Source organism: Candidatus Dadabacteria bacterium, assembly GCA_026708565.1.
Classification (GTDB): domain Bacteria; phylum Desulfobacterota_D; class UBA1144; order Nemesobacterales; family Mycalebacteriaceae; genus Mycalebacterium.
In genome coordinates this window covers 1-21852 of the sequence record JAPOUR010000054.1, presented here as the reverse complement: position 1 = coordinate 21852, position 21852 = coordinate 1, and the positions used below count along the sequence as shown (strand labels likewise).

Sequence of the window (21852 nt, the reverse complement as noted above, 5' to 3'; positions counted from 1 at the left end):
GCCGTTCGCAAACCGGAACGCATGCGCCGGTGAACTCAGCGGCGGTCTTTTTGATAATGGCGCTCTTTTGCATGAAAGATTTCCGGCGGCGTTTGCCTCTGGTGAGGCAGCATATTATCCCGCCCCGCGCCGTTTTGACAACCCGCCCCGGCGCGGCTACAATCCGCCTTGCAATGGCAATGAAAAAAGTCATAACCATTCAGCCCGACACCCCCGCTCCGGACGGCTCAAAGGTTGAGTTCAAAAAGTTTGAAAAAAAACCGGAAGCGCAAGCCGCGCCGGGCGGATTGACCGAGGAAGACGTTTTCCGCGCCCTTTCAACGGTAAACGACCCGGAGTTGCCGGTAAGCATAGTTGACCTCGGCCTGATCTACGATGTGCGCGTATCCGGCGGCGATGTGGGGATTAAGATGACGCTCACGACTCCCGGATGCTCAATGGGCGGCATGATATCCGGGCAGGCGGAAGAGGCGCTCAAGGCGATTGGCGCAAGAAATGTGATAGTGCAAGTGGTCTGGGACCCGCCGTGGAATCCGGACATGATGAGCCCCGAAGCGAAAGCAAAACTCGGCGCGGAGTAACTTTTCCGGCATGAGTCTCACACCCGAAACCGTTGCGAAGCGGTTGAAGCAGGTTAAATATCCCGGTTTTACGAGAGACATCGTATCTTTCGGCATAGTCAAAAACATTGAAGTGGACGAGGGGGCGGCGGTTACGGTCTCCCTTGTGTTCCCCAAGCCGGACCCTGAGGTTCAGAAGCGGGTGGAGGAAGCCGTCCGCGCCGCAGTTCTTGAAACTCCGGGAGCGCAGGGGATTAACATACGCTCAGAGGCGCGGGACGCCGCGCCCCGCAAGTCGCCCCCGCAGGCGCGGGAGGCGGAGAAAAAACTGCCGGACATCAAGCATTATGTCGCCGTGGCAAGCGGCAAGGGCGGAGTGGGCAAGTCCACCGTTGCGGTCAACCTTGCCGTGTCTCTTGCGAAGAAGCGGAGCGGGGTCGGCCTGATGGACGCCGATATATGGGGACCCAGCGCGCCGGTGATGACCGGAACGCAGGGCGAAACGCCGGTCGCCACTCCGGAGCGCAAGATGCTTCCCGTGGAAAAATACGGCCTCAAAATAATGTCCATCGGCTACCTGATAAACGAAGAGGAAACGGTAATATGGCGCGGGCCCATGGTGCACGGCGCGGTCAAGCAGTTTGTTGAGGATGTGGTGTGGACAAACATTGATTATCTGGTGATAGACCTGCCGCCCGGAACGGGAGACGCCCAGCTTTCAATCGCGCAGACCGCCCCTTTAAGCGGCGGGGTCATAGTAACAACCCCTCAGGAGGTCTCTCTGATAGACGCGCGGAGGGGGATTCTGATGTTTGAAAAACTGAACATTCCGGTCATCGGGATTGTTGAGAATATGAGTTACCTTGACGTTCCGGGCGGGGAAAAGATTGACATTTTCGGCAGGGGCGGCGGAAAGGCGATGGCGGAGAGGTTCAAAGTGCCGTTTCTCGGAGAGATACCGATTGACCCCAATGTGCGAAAAGGCGGAGACGGCGGCGTTCCGGTTGTGGAGAGCGACCCGGACAGCCCCGCGTCTCTGGCGTTTGCGAAAGTGGCGGATGAGGTTCTGAAACATCTGGAAAACGGGTAGGTTTGACGAATGAGCGAAGAAAACAACAAACCCCCCGAAGAGTTCAAAATGGATTTTTCCAACTTTGTGCTTTCGCTGAACGCATCGGCGATGGTGCATTTGGGAGACATACCGGACCCGAGCACGAAAGAGCGCGAGGTCAATCTTCCCGCCGTGAAGCACACGGTGGACATACTTGAACTGATTCAGGAAAAGACCGAGGGAAATCTGACGGATGAGGAAAAGAAACTGATTGACGATGTGCTTTACGATTTACGGATGAAATACGTGCAGGCGACCGCGCCGGGCGAAGAAAAGGATTGATTCCGGCTTCCCGTCATTCCCCCTTTCTCTCAATCAATTCAACTTTATACCCGTCCGGGTCTTCAACAAAGGCGATAACTGTTTTTCCGTGCTTCATAGGCCCCGGCGGGCGAATAACCTTTCCGCCGAGTTCCGCAATTTTTTCACACGCGGCGTTTATGTCGTCAACGGCAAACGCCATGTGGCCGTACGCGCCGCCGTGATCGTATTTTGAGACGCCGTAGTTGTATGTCAGTTCAAGAAACGGCTCTGTGTCGCCGCCGTATCCGAGAAAGGCGAGGGTGAATTTCCCGTCCGGGTAGTCGGTGGTGCGGTGATGGACGAGGCCCAGAACGTTTGTGTAAAAGGCGATTGACCTCTCCAGATCGCCGACTCTTATCATTGTGTGCAGATACTTCATCAGGAAAACTGCCCCGCGATGGTGTTGCCGTAGTAATAGTTCACAAGACTTTCAAGGGATGCAAGGAAAATCTCAACCGCTTTTTCGGACTTTTCCGCGTCCCATTCCCCGCCATTGCGGTTGAGGAAGCCGCCAAACGCCGAGGCGAAAGAGTCTTTGAGGGTGTCTGACTCCTCTTTCAAAACCGCCTCAATGATGGTTATGTCCTGAATGTCGTATTTTTTCGCTCTGACGGCGTTTTCAAAATCGGCAAAAAGAGACGCAGGCTTGTCGCCGGGGAATGCGGCGAGAAAGAATTTGAAAAGTTCTGAAAGGGCGGGGGCGCACATAGTTTACTTTCCGCCAAACCCTCCAATCCCTTCAACAACTCCCTTCATCAACTTCACCGTTGCCTCAATGTCGCTTTTGAAAGCGACCGAGCCGGGGCTGTGCAGATGCCTTGTCGGCACGGATACCGCCGCCGCCCTTGCGCCCCTGCCGGTTACCTGCATTGCGGTCGCGTTTGTTCCGCCCGCTTTTTTGACGGTTATCTGCGAAGGGATTTTCTTTTTGTCCGCAACTGACCTTATGAAAAAACTGAAATCCCTGTCCGCCACAAGATAGCGGTCTGAAAGCCGTATTTCGGGACCCCTCATCGTGTTTGCAAGCGTCCTGTGCGCGGCAACGCCGGGAAGGTCCATTGCGACCGTTCCCTCAAGGGCGACCACAAAATCAGGGTTCACCGCCGGGGCAATAATCCGCGCCCCGCGAAGCCCCGGCTCCTCCTGAACCGTCATCGTAACAAACAACTCGCAGGAGGGCTTGAGTTTCCCCTCAAGCATTTTCAAAATGACAAATATGCCGACCCTGTCGTCAATGGAACGGGCGATAACCCCGTCCTCGGTTTCCGCAAGTTCGGAATCAAAGGTTACGGGGTCTCCGATTTTGGCATACTTTTTCACCTTGTCCGCCGCAAGGCCGGTGTCTATAACGCAGTCGCCGATATCGGGAACATTCCCGCCGCCTTCCGTTTTGCTGATGTGCGGCGGAACCGCGCCCACTGTGGCGGGAAGCGGCTTTGCTCCGTGAACCACAAGGCGTTGCCCGTAGAAAACCCGCGCGTCAACGCCGCCGAGCGGCTGAACCCTTATAAAGCCCCTGTCGTCAATGTGGCTTACCAGAAAGCCCACCTCGTCCATGTGCGCGTCAACAACAAGGCGGGGTCCCTTTCCGCCGATGCGGGCTATGACGTTGCCCAGCGCGTCAACGGAGACCTCCTCCGCATGGGGGCGGAGTTCGGAGAGAACAAAATCCCTGACCGCGCCCTCGTTTCCGGGAACGGCGGGCAGGTCGCAGAGTGTTTTCAGAAGTTTGAAATCCATTGAGAGATTATAGCAGGTTGCGGAAGGCGCTCATTTCGGCACAACCGCAACCACCCGCGCGGGGCCTCCCGAACCCCCTTCAATTTTCATGGGCAGGGCGATAACGGTGAAACCTTTGGGCGGCAGTTTGTCCAGTGATTTAAGGTTTTCCAGACCGGCAACATTGCGCGCTCCGGCTATGCGGTGGACTATGAAATCCTTTGAAGGTCCGTAATCAAGCGATGCGGTGTCCACCCCGATAACGCTCACCCGCCTTTTTTCCACAAGCAGGCGCGCCGCGCTCTCGCCGTAACTCGGAAAACTCAGATTGCTTGCGTCCCCCGGCGTGTCATCCCCGAAATACTTTTTCGCGTCAGGCCAGTAACGTTCCCAGCCCGTTTTCATTATCACGATAGTTCCGGGCTTTATCTTTCCGTGCTTTCTCTCAAACTCAAGCACATCGTCCGCCGTCAGGCGGTAGTTGCGGTCGGCGGCCGCCTTTTTGCTCACATCAATCACCACGCCGGGGGCTATGAGGTTGCGGAGCGGTATCCGGTGCGTTGCCATTCCGCGCCTCGCAAAGTGGACGGGCGCGTCCATGTGCGTCCCTCCGTGCTCCGCGGTGCAGAAACTGCCGGAAGAATAGAAGTAACCGCCCTCCGCCCTGCCGTGATGCAGAGACTTCCTTTCAAATCCGGTTTTTGTTGTGGGCCAGTAAAGCGTCTTTTCGTTGTACGTGTGGGAGAGGTCTATGAGGCGGTATTTGCTTGTGTCAAAGGCAAACGCCGGATGAGAGACGGCGGCGGCAAGCAGCATTAAAGCGAGTTTGAACATCATGGCTTTTCCCGTGCGGCTTATAGGATACTACGATTTGAGGGCGGCTGTCCAACCGCCCGCGTCAGTCATCGCGGGTCGCAGACCTCTCCCAGACCGCCGCGACCACCGAGCCGCTCACATTGTGCCAGACGCTGAACACCGCCCCCGGCAGCGCCGCCAGCGCGGGAAACTTTGCCAGATGCGCCAGCGCAATGGCAAGGCCGGAGTTCTGCATTCCCACCTCAATCGCAAAGGTGCGGCAGACCCGGCGGTTGTAGCCGAGAAGTTTTCCCGCATAGTATCCGCAGGACAGCCCGAGCAGGTTGTGCAGGCAAACCGCCGCAATAAGGGGCGGGGCGGCCATCTTCAGTTGCGCCCCCGTTTTTGACACCACTATCCCTATGATGAGGATTATCGCCGCAACCGACAGGTACGGGAAAAACCGCCGCGCGGCGGCAAGGCGGTCGCCGAAGCGGTGGTTTATAAGCACGCCCGCGCAAACCGGCAGCAGAACTATGCGGGCTATGTTAAACATCATATCCCAGACCGGCACGGCGACCGTCTGCCCCGCATACAGCCATGTCAGAAACGGCGTCAGAAACACCGAGGCTGCGGTTGACACCGTGGTAAGCGCAATGGACAAAGCCACATCGCCCCGCGCCAGATAGCAGATAACATTGGACGCCGTGCCGCCGGGGCACGCGCCCACAAGCACAATGCCGACAATGAGTTCGGGGGGCAGCCCGGCAAGCGAGCCTGCAATCCACGCGAGAAGGGGCATCAGCAGAAACTGAAGGCACGCGCCCACGGCGACCGGGCGGGGGCGGCGGGCTATTTCAACGAAGTCCGCCGGGGAGAGGGTCATGCCCATTCCTAACATCACAACGCCGAGCAGGGGGACGATAAGCCCGCCGAGCCCGGACATCAGGGCGGGATAAAAATACGCGACCGCCGAAACGGCGACCGCTCCGGCGGGAAGAAGGGCTGTTGCGGACATTGGGGGGAAGTTTTAACTATGTGGCGTTTATTGCAAGCCCGCAGCCCCGTTGACGCAATGCCGCGTTCTCTGTAAGTTTCCGCCCGTGAAGCACATAAAAATCATTGCCGCCTTTGCCCTGCTGTTTGCCGCCGGTTCGGTGTTCGCGCTCCGCCACCCCGGCCTGCCGGACGCTCTGGAAGCCGGATGGGAGGGAAACAGGGTTTGCGAAAAACTCCACGAGGACGACCAGATCCGCGTGCTTCGCTGCACCGTCCCGCCGGGCGGCGGGCATGAACGGCATTTCCACACGCCCCACTACGGCTACGTTCTTTCGGGCGGAAAACTGCGGATTGAAGATGACGGCGGCACGCGCATTGTGGAGGTCGCCACCGGAAGCGACTTTTACAGCAAAGGAACGCCGTGGCACGAGGCGGTCAACATAGGCGGCACAACGGCAAGTTTCCTTGTGGTTGAGCCAAAGGCGGCAAAATAGCGGCTATCCTCTCCGGAGGCCGTTACCTCATCATCTCCCTTCCCCGCAATTTCCTGTGGTAGCCGAGCGCAAACCTGTGCGCCTCGTCCCTTGCCCTCATCAGCAGAAAAAGCCCCTCTTTGTCTTTCAGGGGAGTCCACGGGGTCTTTCTTCCGGGCGCGTATATTGCGTCTCCGCGCTCGCGCCCCCGCCCCTTGGCGATTGCGGCTATGTCCGCCTTTCCCTCCGCTCCCGTCTCCCTCATCGCCTCCATTGCGGCGGAGAGTTGCCCCTTGCCGCCGTCTATGAGGATGAGGTCGGGAAGTTCCCATCCCTTTTCCCCCGCTCTTTTCAGGCGGCGGGAAAGCATCTCTTTTATGCCCGCAAAATCGTCCTGTCCGGAGACGGTCTTGATTCTGTAGCGTTTGTAGCGTTTTTTGTCCGGCTCGCCGCCGCTGAACCTCACCACCGCGCCGGTTGCGAGAGCGCCGCCGGTGTTTGATATGTCAAGGCACTCAATTTCACGCGGCGTCCGCGACAGTTTGAGGGCTTTTTTGAGCGCGGAAAGCGCGTCTTTTTCCCGCTCCCCGCGAATGCGTTTTTTCCTCAGCGCCTCGGCGGCGTTGTCCTCCGCGAGGCGCAGAAGTTTCGCCCTTGCGCCCCTTGCCGGAACGATGATTTTGACCGCGCCGCCGCGCTTTTCGGAGAGCCATTTTTCATACGCGCCCCGATGTTCCGGCGCGGCGGGAACAACGACCTCCGGCGGGATTTGCCTGCCCGCATCGTAGAACCTTCCCAGAAACTCGCCGAGGGCTCGCGGGGTGTCCGCGCCGGTGTTTTTTGCCGAAAACTCCGCCTTGTCCGCCACTCCGCCGCCCCGGTGGAACAGGGCGACAAACTCAAAACTCTCTCCGTCCGCCGCCGCGCCGATGATGTCCCTGTCCGTCCGGCTTGCGGAAGACGCCCTGCCTTCCCTTGCCCGCAGCGCGGATATTTGGTCTCTGTAGAGGGCGGCGTCATCATACCTCAACTCTTGCGCCGCCTTTTTCATCTTGCTTTTGAGCGCCCCCGCCGCGCCCCCGCCGCCGCGCAGAAACGCCTCCGCGCCCTTGCACATTTCGGCGTATTTTTCCTCGCTGATCTTCCCCGCGCACGGGCCGGAGCAGAGGCGCATGTCGTAACTGAGGCACGGGCGCCGCCGGTGTCTTTTGAACTTGGCGGCGGAGCAGTCCCGGACGGCAAAAAGCCTCCGCGCCAGATTGGCGATTGCCTTCAGGTCGCCTCCGCGTGAAAACGGCCCGAAATATGCCGCCCCGTCCTCCCGCACCCGCCGCGCCATTGAAAGGCGCGGAAACTTTTCGTGAACCGAAAACCGCAAAGAGGCGTAGGTTTTATCGTCTTTGAGCTGGATGTTGAATTTCGGTTTGTGCTCTTTAATAAGCGAGTTTTCAAGGATAAGCGCCTCCCGTTCGTCCCGTGAGAGTATGTAGTCAACCGCCGCCGCCTCGCGCATGAGGTAGGCGATTTGCGGCCTTGAGTCGCTCCGGGGGTTAAGGTAGGAGCGGACGCGGCTTTTAAGGTTTGTTCCCTTGCCCACGTAAACCGGCGCCCCGGAGGCGTTGCGCATAATATAAACCCCGCACGAGGAGGGCAGGGCGGCAACCTGAGATTTCAAATCCGCCAAAGCCATAAAAAACAGTTTACACGCAACCCGTCCGTGAATGTCCGCGCGGGGACGGGGATGCCCGGAGACGGAATCGAACCGCCGACACGAGGATTTTCAGTCCTCTGCTCTACCGACTGAGCTATCCGGGCGGGAGTTGCGCAATTTACCTTATGAACGGCTCACAGGCAAAGGCGAGGACGCTACAGTTTTGTAATGTCATACGCCTCCATTCCATGCTCTCCGAGGTCAAGCCCCGTTACCTCTTCCTCTTCGGAAACCCTCAATCCCATAACCGCCCGCACGGCGAGAAATATCGCCACCGCCATAACCGCGCAGAAAACCCCGTAGGAAGCCACTCCCGTCAACTGCTTCAAAAACGTGTGTTCCGGGTTTGCGCTGAATATGCCCACCGCAAGAGTTCCCCATATTCCGCAAGTCAGATGGACGGATATGGCTCCCACCGGGTCGTCTATTTTTATTCTGTCAAACAGGATTACCGAGACCACCACCAGAACGCCCGCTATCAGCCCCACGACTACCGAGCCGCCGGGGCTTATCACATCGGCGCCCGCCGTTATGCCCACAAGGCCCGCAAGAGCGCCGTTCAAAGTCATGGAGAGGTCGGGCTTTTTGCTTATCGCCCACGCCGAAAGCATTGCGCCCACTATGCCCGCCGAACCGGCGAGGGAGGTTGTTACAAACACCAGCGAGACGGCTCCGGGGTCGGCGGACAGAACCGAGCCGCCGTTAAACCCATACCAGCCGAACCAGAGGAGGAATACGCCGATTGTGGCGAGCGGCAGGCTGTGCCCCGGCATAAGCCGCGCCCCGGCTTTTGTGTATCTGCCGAGGCGGGGACCCAGAATCACCGCGCCCGCAAGCGCGCCCCATCCGCCAACGCTGTGGACTATCGTGGAGCCGGCAAAGTCGTAAAAGCCCATCGCGTCAAGCCAGCCGCCGCCCCACTTCCACGAGCCCGCCACCGGATAGACAAACGCCACATAAACGGCGGCGACCACGAGGAAACTTCCGAGTTTGATTCTCTCCGCCACCGCGCCGGAGATAATGGTCGCCGCAGTCGCGGCAAAAACCGCCTGAAAAATGAAGTCGGTGTAATATGCGTAGCCGCCCCCGGCGTATTGAATCAGCCCCGCCGCGCCTTCGGGAGACGATATTCCGAACCCGGCAAAACCCAGCAGTCCGTAAGCCCCCTCGGCAAACCCCGGATACATCAGGTTAAAGCCGCACGCCGCATAAGTGAGAATGCCTATCGCAATGATGGAAACATTTTTGAAAAGTATGTTGACCGCGTTCTTTGACCTCGTAAGCCCGCTTTCAAGCGAGGCGAAACCGAGGTGCATTATGAAAACAAGGATTGTGGCTATCAGCAGCCACAGGTTGTTGACGGTGAACATCTCCGCGCTCACCGTTGCGGCATGCGCCGTGCCGGGCAGGGCAAGCGCAATCAGAACCGCCGCCGCCGTATTTTTAATGTTTGTGTGTTTTCCCATTGGGCAACTCCTTGGCTCCCCGCCGGGGCGGTAGTGTAACCATCCGTTTTTTGTTATGCAATAAAATGGAGGCGGATTTTTGGACAAAATCGCTTTTGATGTGTTATGTCAAACACTTACAAAACGCTCAAAAGGTCTTTCGGGGCGCTGAAACTGACGTTTTCACTCGCCGCCGGAGGGGTTTCAACCACCTCCGCCCCGGTCCATTCCCGCAGCCGCAGGGATATGCTTTTCACTATTCTCTCCGGCGCGGACGCGCCCGCCGTAAGCCCGATTCTTTTCGCGCCCTCAAGCCACCGGGGGTCTATGTCATCCGCGCAGTCAACCAGATAGGCGCGCGCTCCGAGAGAACGGGCGACCTCCTTCAGCCGGTTTGAGTTTGAACTCATGGCCGAGCCGACCACAAAGAACACATCGCAGTCCCCCGCCGCCGCCTTCACCGCATCCTGCCGGTTTTGAGTGGCATAGCAAATGTCGTCTTTTTCCGGCAGGCGTATGCCGGGAAACCTCTCTTTCAGCAGCGCCACCAGCCGCTTTGTGTCGTCAACGGAAAGGGTCGTCTGGGTCACATAGGCAAGTTTCCGGGGGTTTTCCACGCTGAGGGCGGCTATGTCTTCCGCATTTTCAACAAGGTATATGCCGCCGTCCGCCTGTCCGAGAGTTCCCTCCACTTCGGGATGCCCCCTGTGGCCTATCATCACGATCTCATATCCGGCGCGGCGAAGGCGGGAAACGCCCGCGTGTATGCGCGAGACCAGCGGGCAGGTGGCGTCATACACGGTAAGCCCCCTCTCCGCCGAGGCGCGGCGGACGGCGCGGGAAACTCCGTGCGCCGAGTAAACCACCGGAAGCCCCGGCGGAACATCGCGGGGGTCTTCAATGAACACCACGCCGCGCTTTTTGAAGTCTTCAATAACGGTTTTGTTGTGAACGATTTCGTGCTTTACATAAACGGGAGCGCCGTGTTTTTTGAGAACGCGCTCCACTATCAGAATCGCCCGCTCCACTCCGGCGCAGAAGCCACGCGGGCTTACCAGCGCAACTTCCTCCGCGCCGCCGCTCAAGCCGTTATTTCCCCTCTGAGGGAGTTGGCGAGCCCCTCCATCACGCGCACTTTTGCGAGAGTTCCGGCAAGGCGGTCGTCTCCCGGAAAGTTGACGATTCTGTTGTGCGTGGTGCGTCCGGTCATCCAGCCGTCTCCGCGTTTGCTCCGCCCGGAGATGAGAACCTCTTCAGTCTCTCCCTCCCTCCGGCGGTTGCTCTCAAGGGTGAGTTCCCTCTGGCGGGTCTGGTAAATCTCAAGCCGCCTTTCGGCTTCGGCGGGGGGGATTTGCCCGGGGGCCTCCGCCGCCGGAGTGCCGGGACGCCGCGAATACTTGAAGGAAAACGAGCCGTCAAAACGGATTTTTTCAAGAAACTCCATAGTGTCGTCAAAATCCTCCGCCGTTTCGCCGGGGAAGCCGATGATCATGTCGGTTGAAACCGCAATGCCGGGAATGGCGTCCCTCAGCCGCTCAATCGCGTCAAAATACCAGCCGGTCGTGTAGGTGCGGTTCATCAGTTTCAGCACATTGTCCGAACCGGACTGTATGGGCAGGTGTATATGGTCGCACACCTGCGGCACTTCCCTCATTGCGGCTATCATCTTTTTTGTAACATCCCGCACAAACGGGCTTGTGAAGCGGATGCGCTCCACCCCCTCAACATCCCCCGTCGCCCGCAGAAGGTCGCCGAATTTCATCCCGCCGTCCTTCCACGAATTAACCGTCTGCCCGACAAAGGTGATCTCCCTCGCCCCCTTTGAGACCAGCAGCGCGACCTCTTTGAGAATGCCCTCAAGCGGGCGGTTGATTTCAAGCCCCCGCACCGTGGGGACGATGCAGTAGGCGCATTTCTTGTTGCAGCCCTGCTGAACGGAAACAAACGCGCTCACCTTGTTCCGGTCGTGCGCGGGGGAGACCTCAAAGGTCTCCTCAACATCAAAAGATGTTTCGCTTCTCACGGCGCGGTAAATCTCTCTCGCCCGCTCTATGTCCGCCACGAGGGCGGGCAGTTTGGGGATTGCCCTCGGCCCTATGACAAAATCCAGATGGGGGTTTTTCTTTATCAGTTTGTCGCCGTAGAGTTGCGCCACACAGCCCGCCATTCCAATCACAACGCCGGGGCGCGAGTCTTTAATGCGCTTGAACTTCCCGATGCTGCTGAACGCCTTGTGGTCGGATTTCTCCCTGATGGCGCACGTGTTGATAACAATGTAGTCCGCGGCGCGGGGGTCGGCGGTCTTTTCAGCTCCGAGGGCGGCGCGAATGCGGTCGGAGTCATACTCGTTCATCTGGCAGCCGTAGGTCTCAATATAAAGGAGCGGAGCCGCCTCTTTTGCGGATGTCTGGGTGTGTTCCATTTGAAAAAACCGGATTTCATACTACATAATATAGTCCGACAGTAAAAGAGGGCGGCACGCCGCCCGCGAGAAAGAGAATGAAAAACCGAACACTTTGGAAGACAGTCCTCCCGCTGACTTTGTTTTTTTCCGCTCTTGCGTTTCTGCCCGCCGTGATACCGGCGCGGGTGGCGGAGCCGTTTTTTTTCGGAATGCCGCGAACTCTCTGGGCGAGCATGGCGCTGTCTTTGTGCATATACGCGGTTCTTGTGGCGGCGGTGATACTTTCAAAAGAGGAAGAGGAGTAGGTCTGCGGTTTTGAGCAACGGAATGGCATTTATCGCGGTGGCCGTCATTTATCTGGCGGTTCTTATTTATCTCGCCGCGCTGGGCAACAGGCGCAACAAGGGAGACGAGCGCGAGTTTTTCCTTGCGGGCGGCAGTCTGGGCACGGCGATAGGGTTTCTCACTTTTTTTGCCACTCTTTACAGCACTTTCATCCTGATAGGGATGCCCAATTTTTTCCGCGTTCACGGGGTTGGCACGTGGATATTCCTCGGCGTAACGGACATGGCGCTTGCGGTTTTCACCCTCTGGCTGTGTTTCAAACTGAAAGACCGCATTGCGTCTCAGGAATTCCGCAGCGTGTCAGACCTGATACGGAACTCATTCGGGGGGCGCGGTGTCGCCGTTTATGTGGCGGGGCTGGTCATCTTTCTCATTCCGTATATCGCCATTCAGATCAAGGGCGCGTCCGGTTTGCTTTCAACCATTGTTCCCTACGATGTCCCGAAATGGGGCTGGGAGGTGACTATTCTTGCGCTGATGTTCTTTTACTCTTCGGTGGGCGGCCTGAGGGGGATTATGTATTCCGACGCCCTGCAGGGCGTGATGCTGTTCACCGTGATATGGATAATGGCGGCGGTGGTTCTGGTGGAATTCGGCGGCATAGCGCCGCTTTTTGAGGCGGTGCGGCAAACAAACGAGGGGCTGCTGTCCGTTCCCGGCCCCAAGGGGCTGCTTTCAACCCAGTGGCTTCTTGCCGGTTTCATATCCATAGTTCTGCTTCCCGTGTCTCAGCCGCAGTTGACCTCGCGCCTGTCCATCTTGAAGGGGGTGGGCGAGAGGCGCAAGGTTCCCGTTCTTCATGCGTCTTTCACCTTTCTGCTGTTGATAGCGGGGCTGATCATCGGTCTTTACGGCGCGGTTGCGATAACGGCGAATGACGGGCCGGAGTTCATAGGGAAGTTGATTCTTGAGCAGAATGCGGTGGTGGGGGCGATTGCGCTGATGGGTATTCTGGCGGCGGCGATGTCAACATCGGATTCGCAGTTTTTCTCTCTTGGTTCGGAGATAGACAACGCTTTGGGCAATGCGGGCAGGCGTTTGGGGGTGTCATCGGTGGTGTTTGTAAAGTTTGTGATATTGATATTCTGCGGCGCGGCGTTTGTGGTGGCGAACAAGAGTTCGCAGGGGATAATTTCTCTGGCGGTGGCGGGTTTTATGGGGACGGCGTTGATGGCTCCGATGGCGCTGGCGGCGATATTGACAAAGGACGGAAAGTTCGGGAGCGCCGTGCCGTTTTTGACGGCGGCGAGTCTGGTGGTGTTTTTGGCGTGTTTGCTGGGTTTTTTGCCGAAAACGGTGATGGGGTTGAGGGTTGATTTGGCGCTTCTGTCGGTAAATGCGGTTGGGACGGCGGTTGTTGTTTTTGCGTCATCCCAGCGTTTGCGTAATTCCTGACCCCGCTGTTACGGGGGACAGGCACGGTTGCGGTCAGAAGATTTCTCTTCCGGTCTTGACTTGACCCTTAATCAACTTTACACTTACCTCCAAGCGGCACAGCCCTCTTATATATGTGTAGTTTAAGAAAATTTTCGGGGGGGGGGGTAAAAGCAACCCTCCGAGCGTACGGATTTTCATGCGTAGTTTCAGCAGATTTGTCTTACTGGCTTTGATTGGTCTTGCGGCGGCCTTTTCGCTTGGCGCGGAGGCGCAAGCGCAGACGGGCGGTCCGTCTCTTGTTATAAGTTTTGTTCCGAATCCCGTTCAGGCGGGCAGTTCCACTACGGTTACCTACACGTTGACCAACCCGACGGCAGGAGGGATGGATTACACGGGCATAGGTTTCAGGCACAGTTTGGCCAGAGGATTTGGCGGCCTCATACCGGGCGCTTCGGTAAGCCATGTTTCCAGCGGATGTGATGGAGCCACTAATGAGGGGACCGCCTCATACAGCGGTCGTCCCCGTAGCTTCAGCGACCGCAACGGCGGGTATTTGAACGTAAGCGGAGTTGGTCTTAACGCCGGGGTAAGTTGCACTATAACCTTAAGGTTTACTCCACCGACCACAACGCCGGTTGGGACTTACTACAACGATATCGCTGCGGTGAACGCGAATGAAGGGGAGTTTGTTGGAATGACCAGAGCCACCTTGGAAGTAACAGACCGCGATACCCGTGCGATGTTGTCCGTTAGTTTGGATGCCGTCAATGTTCCGGAAGGCAACGATATAGTCTTTAATGTGAAGCTGAGCGAGGGCGTGACCGATCAGGTTACTGTTGGATACGAGATTGTGGCCGGCACGGCCTTTTCCGATGACTACACGGTTGTTGGCGGCGCTACCGGAACGCTGAGCTTCCCCTCTGGTGTTTCCACGAGGACTATTAGGGTTATGACCGTGGATGATTCTATTGTGGAAAGTAGTGAGAATTTGCGACTTAATCTTGGAAACCTTATGGGCGCGAATGTGGTTTTTGCTCCCGGCGCCGAATCCGCATTTGCCTATATTCTGGATAATGATGTTCCCACTATTATGGTTTCGGATGTTGCCGTAAGCGAGGGGGACAGGGCATTTGATTTTGTAGTGGGTTTGAACCCGACCGCGCTTGTGCCGGTAACGGTCGGCTACTCCGTATTGGACGGGACGGCAACGAGTTTCGCCGACTACACGGTTAGCGACAGTCTCACGGGTGTTTTGACCTTTGATCCGGGCGAATTCCTGAAGAGAATTTCCGTGGAGGTTATTGATGATACTGTTGATGAGGCAACCGAGACCTTGGGGCTCAGGCTGGAAAACATATCAGGGGGCGCGATATTTAACGGGGCCTATAATCAGTTGTCCGCCACCGCCACAATAACGGACGATGATGACCCTGGGGTTTCATTTGTAGATGACATGGTTACCGTGGGCGAGGAAGACGAGACGCTTACCTTCCGGTTAAGGTTGAAAACTGCGCTTGATGCTACGGCTATGGTTAGTTACGCCTTTGGCGGTCGCACGGCGAACTATGGCAATGACTACACCTTTGCAGGCACTCAAAGCGGGACACTGACCTTTGTGGCGGGCGAGAGGGAGAAGCCTGTTGTTGTAACGATAACCGATGATGACACGGATGAAGCAAATGAGACATTAACGTTAACGCTCAATAATCCCGTGGGCTTGACGCTTTCGGGAGGCGCTACTGAGATTGTTGCCACGGGGACAATAGAGGACAACGACGGGCCTGAGATTCTTGTTTCCGGCATTAGTGTCGGGGAGGGAGACGGGACGGACGCGACGGCCGCCTTTACGGTGGGTTTGAGCGCGGCGTCGCCACAGCGGATAACAGTTAACTATTTCTTTGATAACGGCACTGCCACCGGCGGCGCTGACTACAGGGTTGACAACGCCGTAGGTGTTTTGACTTTTGAGGCGAACGACACCGAGCAGACGCTTCAGTTTACAATTGTTCATGATGAGGAATATGAGTTAAGTGAGACTATTGCCTTGCAACTTTCCGGAGCGGTGAATGCCATGTTTCCGGGCGGGAGCGCGTCCCGTAACGTTTTCGCCACAATAGAGGACAATGACGGTCCCACACTGTCTTTTATCAATAACCATGGCGCCACGGTTGCCGAGGATGTGGGAACCCTGATGTTTACGGTTGCCATAGACGACGCCCCTCTGGTGGATGCGAGTGTTCGCTACACGACTGGCGGAAGTATGACCGGAGGTCAGGATTACACGGTCAGTGATAGGTTTTTGGACTTCAGGGCGGGTTCAATGGCCTCGCAGATTATCAGTGTGGTGATTAGAGATGACTTGATTGACGAAGATGAAGAGACATTGACGGTAACGCTTTCGCCTTTGTCTTCGGCATTACGCGCCGGTCTGAAGATTCCTTCCCCGTCCGTTGCCGTCACAATAACGGACAACGACGTGCCTGTGCTGACCATTTCCGGGCCGACTTCCGTAACCGAGGGAACGGATGCGGCGGCGGAGTTCACCATAACGGCAAATCCCGCGCCGAAAGAAGACCTTACGGTGATATTGGATGTTGCCGAGGCGACGGGAGGCGGTGAGGGCGACTTCATTACAATGGCAAACGAGGGGCAAAAGGTTCTGACCTTTGCCGCCGGGGCCGCCAGCGCGACCTACCCGGTTTCAATAGAAGATGACGGCGGAAATGAGGCGGACGGTTCGGTAACCGCAACTCTTTCTCGGACTGGCATTCAGGGTTATACGGTGGGCACGCCCGGCAACGTGACGGTTGCGCTTCTGGATGATGACATTCCGGTTTTGAGCATAATGCGCGCCGGTGTCGCCACCATAGGTGAGGATATGGACGCGGTGTTCACCGTAACGGCGAACCCGGCGCCCAGGTCCAACGAGATTGAGGTAGTGCTGAATGTTGCCGACGTGGAAGGCGGCGACTTTGTGGATATGGACGGCGACCGGACGGTAACTTTGACCTTTAACGGCGAGACAACGGCGGCATACACCCTTGACATAAACGATGATGTTGTTGACGAAGTTGACGGGACGCTGACTGTAACGCTTATGGAAGACTCTTCCCGTTCCTACACAGTGGGCACGCCCGCCGGGGCGACAATTACCGTTACGGATAATGAAATACCCGATTTGATCATTTCAGCGCCTACGGGCGGCTCCGTAATGGAGGGGGAGAATGCGGTGTTCACCATAACTGCGAGCCCCGCGCCGGCGGAAGACCTTGTGGTGGGGGTGAACATTATCCAGACGGGCGACTTCCTTGCATCCGGGCAGGAGGGTTTCAGGGAGCAGACTCTGACCTTCATCGGCGGGAGTGCGACCTACACGATTTTCATTGGGGATGACAGCATTGATGAGGAAAACGGTTCTATGGTCGTAACATTTTCCAAGGCGGGAAGTCCGGACTACACGATTGCGGGCGGGACACAGCAGTTTATAACGGTTGCGTTTATAGATGATGACACGCCTGATTTGACCATTTCGGGACCGGCTTCCGTAACCGAGGGAGAGAATGCGGTGTTCACCATAACTGCGAACCCCGTGCCGAAGGAAGACCTTTTTGTGGAGTTGTTTGTTAGCCAGACGGGCAATTTCCTTGCGCCGGGACAAACGAGTTTCCAGTATACGAATCTGAATTTCTCCGGCACTACGGCGACCTACACGGTTTTAATTGATGATGACAACATCAATGAGGATGACGGTTCGGTGACCGTAGCGCTTTCAGCGCCCAGAACAGGCGGCCGGGATTACTCGGTAGTCGGCGGGACACAAACGGCGACGGTTGCGATTAGGGATGATGACAATAACCAGTTGACCATTACGGCGGACGCGAGTCCTGTTGACGAGGGTGAGACTGCGGTGTTCACGATAAGGGCAAGTTATCTTCCCGCATCTCCGCTTGAGGTCAGGTTGGTGGTTTTGGGTGAAGGAAACTTTATTGACATAAATGACCGTGGCGTAAAGACATTGGCTCTTCCCTTCACGCCGGTTCCGGGAGAGATGGCGGCGACCGCCACTTACACCATTGACACTGTGGATGACAACAATGACGAGTATGACGGGACGTTAACCGTCAGACTTCTCTCACCCGAAACGGAGCAGGGATACGGGATTGGCCCCGTTGCATCTGCGGCGGTGTCCGTTGAGGATAATGACATTCCGAATTTGACCATAAGCGCTGACGCGTTTCCCCTGACCGAGGGGAGGGACATGTATGCCATATACACCGTCACGGCGGACATAGTTCCCAAATCCGAACTTACGGTAAGGTTGGATGTTTCCGAGACTGAAGACTTTGTGGCGGATGGTGACAAGGGCGCGAAGACGCCAATACTCACCTTTACGGGGAGAGGTGGCTGGCGGACGAGGAGCACGGGTTACCGCATTGCCATTTCTGATGATGGGATTCATGAGGCCGACGGCGATGTGATTGTAACTCTTGACCCAAATACCGGGCCGGATTACGCGCTTGGAGATGGTACGTCGGCTACGGTTGCCGTTCTTGATGACGACCTGAGGGAAATAAGCATTTTCCCCGTGAGCACGGGCGGTGTGGATGAGGGTGATGACGCGGAATTCAGCATTGTTTTCAATACGGACGCCGGGGCGGGCGGGCTTACCGTCAACATACTTTCCGAAAACATTCAGGGGAACTTCTTAGATGTGGACAATGTAACCGCATCAGTGGTCATACCGGGCGGCACAAGAACCGTAACTGCGGTGATTCCCACTGTCGCAGACAACCTCTATGAGAGAAACGGCTCGGTCAGAATGACGGTTCAGCCGGGAACCGACTACCTTGTAAATTCCTCCGCCGCTTCCGCCACTGTCAATGTCAGAAGTGATGATGTGCCGGTGACCAGCATTCATGCGCCCGAATTCGTGCATGAGGGCGACCCCATTCGGTTCACCGTCCGGAGCGACATTGAGATGGAGGAAGACCTTTTTGTGAGACTTGAAGCAATCTCGCCGCCTGTGGACCAGGTCATTGATAACATGGGTGCGATGATTACGGTTGAAGACACCGGCTACATCTCCGGCAATGTCCCCGACGGCGTGACCATACCCGCGGGTTCAATGAGCACGGTTTACGAGGTCATGACCACAAACCACCGGGGAGCCAAAAACGGACACGGCTATTTCTTTGTGCAGATTATTTGTGACGGCGACCCCGTTCATACCGCATGCGCCAGTCCGTCCGGCGGACATCTCCCGACTTACATGGGCTCCTCGCCCTACAGTTTTGAGGAGAGCGGAGACGCGCTTTGGCAGGCAAACGACTCAAGCGAAAGGTATACCCAAATCCGCGAGGTTGAGCCGCCTGTGGTTTCCGTCACGACGCCCGCAGACCCGAATCGTATACGGCAGGGGGCGCCTGCTGTTTTCACCATTTCCGCCGGGACAATCATTCCGGTCGGCGGTCTGACCGTGAACATCGCCGTGAGCGAGGCTCCGCCCGGGGTGATTTCAGGAGCCGCAAACTCCTCTGTCTTCCTTGCATACGACAAGACGGGAAGTGCGAAAACCGCCGATTACATTGTTCCCACAACCTCCGTATTGGGCGAGGTCGGGGTGGATTTGCTGCCGGGAATCGGCTACACGATTGCCGCGCCGCCCCGCAATGCGGCGCGTGTCAGGCATGAGGGGACCACTCCCGTGTTCAGCATTTCCGCGGCGCAGCCCTCATTTGTTGAGGGAAGCGACATTGTGCTTATCCTGACCGCCAACGAGCCGATTCCGGGCATTGACACGTTCAGCCTGCCGGTAAGTGTTTCCCATAGCGGGGGCTTCGTTACGGGCGACCTCCCGACCACCGTTGATTTTGTCGTGGGAAGAAACACCGCCACCCTGGCCATTCAAACGGAAGATGACGCCGTTGCCGAAGCGGCGGGCACGGTAACGGTAACCATCACGGCGGACACCGCGAGCCCCGCCCGCTACAGGGTAAACGGAAGCGCGGGCGATGTTACCGTCCGGGTTACCAGTGATGACGAGCCCGTTTCGGCGGTCGGTTTTGCGAACTCCTCGCAAAGTGTTTATGAAAATCCCGCCGACCCGGATTTGAACCGTCCCGTTGTTATACTGGAACCAACTTCCCTGAATCCGGTTACCGTGAATTACACCGCTTCCACGGGGACCGGCTGGGCGGCAACGGCGGGAGCGGACTATGAGAACGCAAGCGGTGTTTTGACATTTGCCCCCGGCGAGCGGCAAAAGCGGATTAATTTGCGGATCATTGATGACGCCGCACTTGAGCATAACGAGACATTCTCGCTTACCCTCTCAGGCCCCACCGGAGAGGCGGTTCTCGGCTCAAATCCCGCCCTGTCACTTTCAATCGTAAGCGATGACGGGCCTCTGGCCTCCGTTTCCTCGGCGCAAGACTCCGTTCCGGAGGGAGACACCATCACATTCACCGTGTCTTTTTCCTCCGCGCTGTCAACCACCTCGGCGGTTTCCGTGCCGCTGGTAATCAACGAGGAGGGCGAATTTATCAGCAGTATCGGCCCGCCCTTAATTACTTTGCCTCCGGGCGACACCTCCGCAATTTTTACGGTTGGCACGGAGATGGACGCCGTAAATGAGAGGAACGGCTCGGTTATGTTGTCTGTTCCGGCGGACGCCATGAACCCCCCGCGCTGGAGGGTGGGCGAAAGCGCAATCAGCGCCACGGTTGCGGTTGTCAGCGAGGATGCCCCGTCAGGAATTCCGACTGTCGGCCTTGCGGGTCCGGACTACGTAAGAGAGGGGGAAGCGCTTCAACTTCGTCTTGTTTCCGATGTTTTTGTGACGGAGGAACTTGCCGTCAACCTTAACTGCAATGTAACCGGCGGATTTATGATTGAGGGCTGTTCCGCCGGAATTGCAATTCCGGCGGGCGCAAACATGGTTGCCCTTCCCATTACGGTGGTTGACAATAATATTTACCAGACCGACGGCGGCAATTTAATGGTGGCGATTGACCCGTCAACCGACACCCCCGCGTCCTATTTGCGGGACCGGAGTTCGGTCAAGACCGCCGTTGTCAGAGACGATGAAGCCCCGGAAAACGGGGAGTTCTCCGTGTCTTTCGGGCCGCCCGGCGGCATTGTGCCCGGTCAGGATTTTGAGGTTACTTACAATATAAAGAACACCAGCGGGGCATTGGCTCATGTGGCTCTCTCCCACAGAATTCACGGCGCTCCCGACGCCGTTGTTCCGAGCGCGACATGGAATCCCGTAGGCTACTCTTCCTCCTCCGTTTGCCGGAGCCTCGGCGACCTTGTTTTTCAACCGGCGGACGGACTTCTGCAAATAGGCAATATCGCGTTTAACGACGGGGAAACCTGCCGCATAACCGTAAGGTATTCCACCCCCGGCGACATGACGCCGGGTTTGTATGCCTTGAACAACAGAACCGGGGATGTGGCTTTTCCGCCGGATGTTACCGTTCCCCGCAGAGCCACATTTATTCAAGGTGTTGACACGCCGACGCTCACGGTGCTCCCGCATCCGACCGTGCGCATTTCGGGGCCCGATTTTGTAACGGAAGGCGGAACCCACACCTTCCGTGTGCGCTCGGACTATGAATTAACAAGAAAAACGCCCGTCAATTTCTCATGCAATACGAGCGGCGACTATACCGTAACAAGCGGCGGTGATGAGGTCGGCAACTGTCTGGCGCAGTCCGCCGTCAGCGCGAACATCGCTTTTCTGGAAGATTTTGCAGACATAATCGTTACCGTGGAAGACAACAGTATGGAACAGGAAGGCGGAACGCTCACCATGGCGATTGAGCAATGGGAGCCCCACCCCTACTCTACGACGGCTCCCGCCGCGCTTGTTGTTCCCATTATAGATAATGACGCCCCGCCTTCGGGCTCGCCCGTTGTTTCTCTTGCGGCCTCCGCTTACTATGTTGATGAGGACAGTGGAACGTTGGACGCGGAGGTCATGCTTTCCGGTCAATCCACCATGCGGGTTGTCGTGCCGTATTCCGTGTCCACGGAGCCGGGGCAGACGGCAACGCCGGGGGTGGATTACGTCGCCGTCTCTTCGGGAATGCTCACCTTTTTGCCCGGTGAAACAAGCAAGGCGATTACAATCACCGTCAACGATGACAAGGAGGGCGAGTTCGGGGAGACATTCGCGCTGACACTCTATGAACCTTATAACGCGACCCTTGGAACCCCGTCTTCCGCGGTTGTTGAGATCAAAAGCAGCGACGGGGTTTTCAGTCCGCGGCTGCTTGGCGTTTCCACACCTCATGACTCCGTTAATGAGGGGGCCACTCTCACATTTGTCCTGACCGCTTCCGGGCCTCTGTCCGGAACCGAAACGGTTGCCGTGGGGGTTCGTGTCAGTCAGGAGGGCGACTTCTTTATGCCCGCCGCCCTGCCGACCACGGTTGATTTTGCGCCGGGCGCCACCTCCGTCGTTTTGACGGTTGACACCGAGGACGACGCCACCCTTGAGTTGGACGGTTCGGTTACGGTGGAGATTTTGACGGACAACCTCCAGACATATCCCCGCTGGCTGGTTAGCGGAAGCGCAGGCAGCGCCACGGTTGAGGTTCTCAGTGA

General features: G+C 57.2%; 16 protein-coding genes and 1 tRNA gene. 7 read left to right on the top strand and 10 right to left on the bottom strand.

Annotated features, from left to right (window positions below; genetic code table 11):
• The first annotated feature begins 56 nt into the window (after positions 1 to 56).
• The 3 genes from OXF42_06750 to OXF42_06740 are packed head-to-tail and all read left to right on the top strand — an operon-like array spanning position 57 to position 1953.
• The gene (locus OXF42_06750; protein MCY4047781.1) at positions 57 to 581 is read left to right on the top strand and encodes a metal-sulfur cluster assembly factor; all 525 of its coding nucleotides are present in this window, start codon (positions 57 to 59) and stop codon (positions 579 to 581) included.
• A 10-nt stretch (positions 582 to 591) separates the two neighbouring features.
• Complete coding sequence (locus OXF42_06745; GenBank protein MCY4047780.1) at positions 592 to 1650, top strand: Mrp/NBP35 family ATP-binding protein; 1059 nt, start codon at positions 592 to 594, stop codon at positions 1648 to 1650.
• 9 nt (positions 1651 to 1659) lie between these two features.
• A complete protein-coding gene (locus OXF42_06740) occupies positions 1660 to 1953 on the top strand; it encodes a DUF1844 domain-containing protein (protein MCY4047779.1) in 294 nt (97 codons plus the stop codon).
• A 13-nt stretch (positions 1954 to 1966) separates the two neighbouring features.
• Here OXF42_06740 and gloA read toward each other — a convergent pair whose 3' ends face one another.
• The 5 genes from gloA to OXF42_06715 all read right to left on the bottom strand — a co-directional run bounded on the left by gloA (position 1967) and on the right by OXF42_06715 (position 5506).
• Complete coding sequence (gloA, locus tag OXF42_06735; GenBank protein ID MCY4047778.1) at positions 1967 to 2353, bottom strand: lactoylglutathione lyase; 387 nt, start codon at positions 2351 to 2353, stop codon at positions 1967 to 1969.
• On the bottom strand, positions 2353 to 2682 hold the full coding sequence (locus OXF42_06730) for a hypothetical protein (protein MCY4047777.1): 330 nt from the start codon (positions 2680 to 2682) through the stop codon (positions 2353 to 2355). Before OXF42_06730 ends, gloA begins: the two co-directional genes overlap by 1 nt.
• 3 nt (positions 2683 to 2685) lie before the next feature.
• Positions 2686 to 3714, bottom strand: coding sequence for a M42 family peptidase (locus tag OXF42_06725; GenBank protein MCY4047776.1), 1029 nt, complete (start codon positions 3712 to 3714; stop codon positions 2686 to 2688).
• Positions 3715 to 3744: 30 nt separating this feature from the next.
• Positions 3745 to 4530 (bottom strand): cyclase family protein, encoded by a 786-nt coding sequence (locus tag OXF42_06720; GenBank protein MCY4047775.1) that lies wholly within the window; start codon positions 4528 to 4530, stop codon positions 3745 to 3747.
• Between the two features lie 61 nt (positions 4531 to 4591).
• Positions 4592 to 5506 (bottom strand): bile acid:sodium symporter family protein, encoded by a 915-nt coding sequence (locus tag OXF42_06715; GenBank protein MCY4047774.1) that lies wholly within the window; start codon positions 5504 to 5506, stop codon positions 4592 to 4594.
• A gap of 85 nt (positions 5507 to 5591) precedes the next feature.
• Between OXF42_06715 and OXF42_06710 the strand changes: the two genes are divergently transcribed.
• Positions 5592 to 5981, top strand: coding sequence for a cupin domain-containing protein (locus OXF42_06710; protein ID MCY4047773.1), 390 nt, complete (start codon positions 5592 to 5594; stop codon positions 5979 to 5981).
• Positions 5982 to 6003: 22 nt separating this feature from the next.
• On the opposite strand, the gene uvrC is transcribed toward OXF42_06710, so the two are convergent.
• From uvrC to miaB, 5 genes are all read right to left on the bottom strand, one after another.
• Positions 6004 to 7650: an excinuclease ABC subunit UvrC gene (gene uvrC, locus OXF42_06705; GenBank protein ID MCY4047772.1), complete on the bottom strand. Its 1647-nt coding sequence runs from the start codon at positions 7648 to 7650 to the stop codon at positions 6004 to 6006.
• A 52-nt stretch (positions 7651 to 7702) separates the two neighbouring features.
• Positions 7703 to 7775: transfer RNA gene (locus OXF42_06700), tRNA-Phe, on the bottom strand.
• A gap of 51 nt (positions 7776 to 7826) precedes the next feature.
• Complete coding sequence (locus OXF42_06695) at positions 7827 to 9053, bottom strand: ammonium transporter (protein MCY4047771.1); 1227 nt, start codon at positions 9051 to 9053, stop codon at positions 7827 to 7829.
• A 200-nt stretch (positions 9054 to 9253) separates the two neighbouring features.
• Entirely contained in the window at positions 9254 to 10201 is a 948-nt protein-coding gene (gene ispH / locus OXF42_06690) for a 4-hydroxy-3-methylbut-2-enyl diphosphate reductase (GenBank protein MCY4047770.1), read from the bottom strand.
• Positions 10198 to 11538, bottom strand: coding sequence for a tRNA (N6-isopentenyl adenosine(37)-C2)-methylthiotransferase MiaB (miaB, locus tag OXF42_06685; protein ID MCY4047769.1), 1341 nt, complete (start codon positions 11536 to 11538; stop codon positions 10198 to 10200). The genes ispH and miaB overlap by 4 nt, the downstream gene beginning before the upstream one ends.
• Before the next feature lie 77 nt (positions 11539 to 11615).
• Between miaB and OXF42_06680 the strand changes: the two genes are divergently transcribed.
• The 3 genes from OXF42_06680 to OXF42_06670 form a co-directional block, all read left to right on the top strand.
• Entirely contained in the window at positions 11616 to 11825 is a 210-nt protein-coding gene (locus tag OXF42_06680; GenBank protein MCY4047768.1) for a hypothetical protein, read from the top strand.
• Between the two features lie 22 nt (positions 11826 to 11847).
• The gene (locus OXF42_06675) at positions 11848 to 13260 is read left to right on the top strand and encodes a hypothetical protein (protein MCY4047767.1); all 1413 of its coding nucleotides are present in this window, start codon (positions 11848 to 11850) and stop codon (positions 13258 to 13260) included.
• 178 nt (positions 13261 to 13438) lie between these two features.
• Positions 13439 to 21852 (top strand): hypothetical protein (locus OXF42_06670; GenBank protein ID MCY4047766.1); only part of this gene is annotated, 8414 nt, incomplete at its 3' end.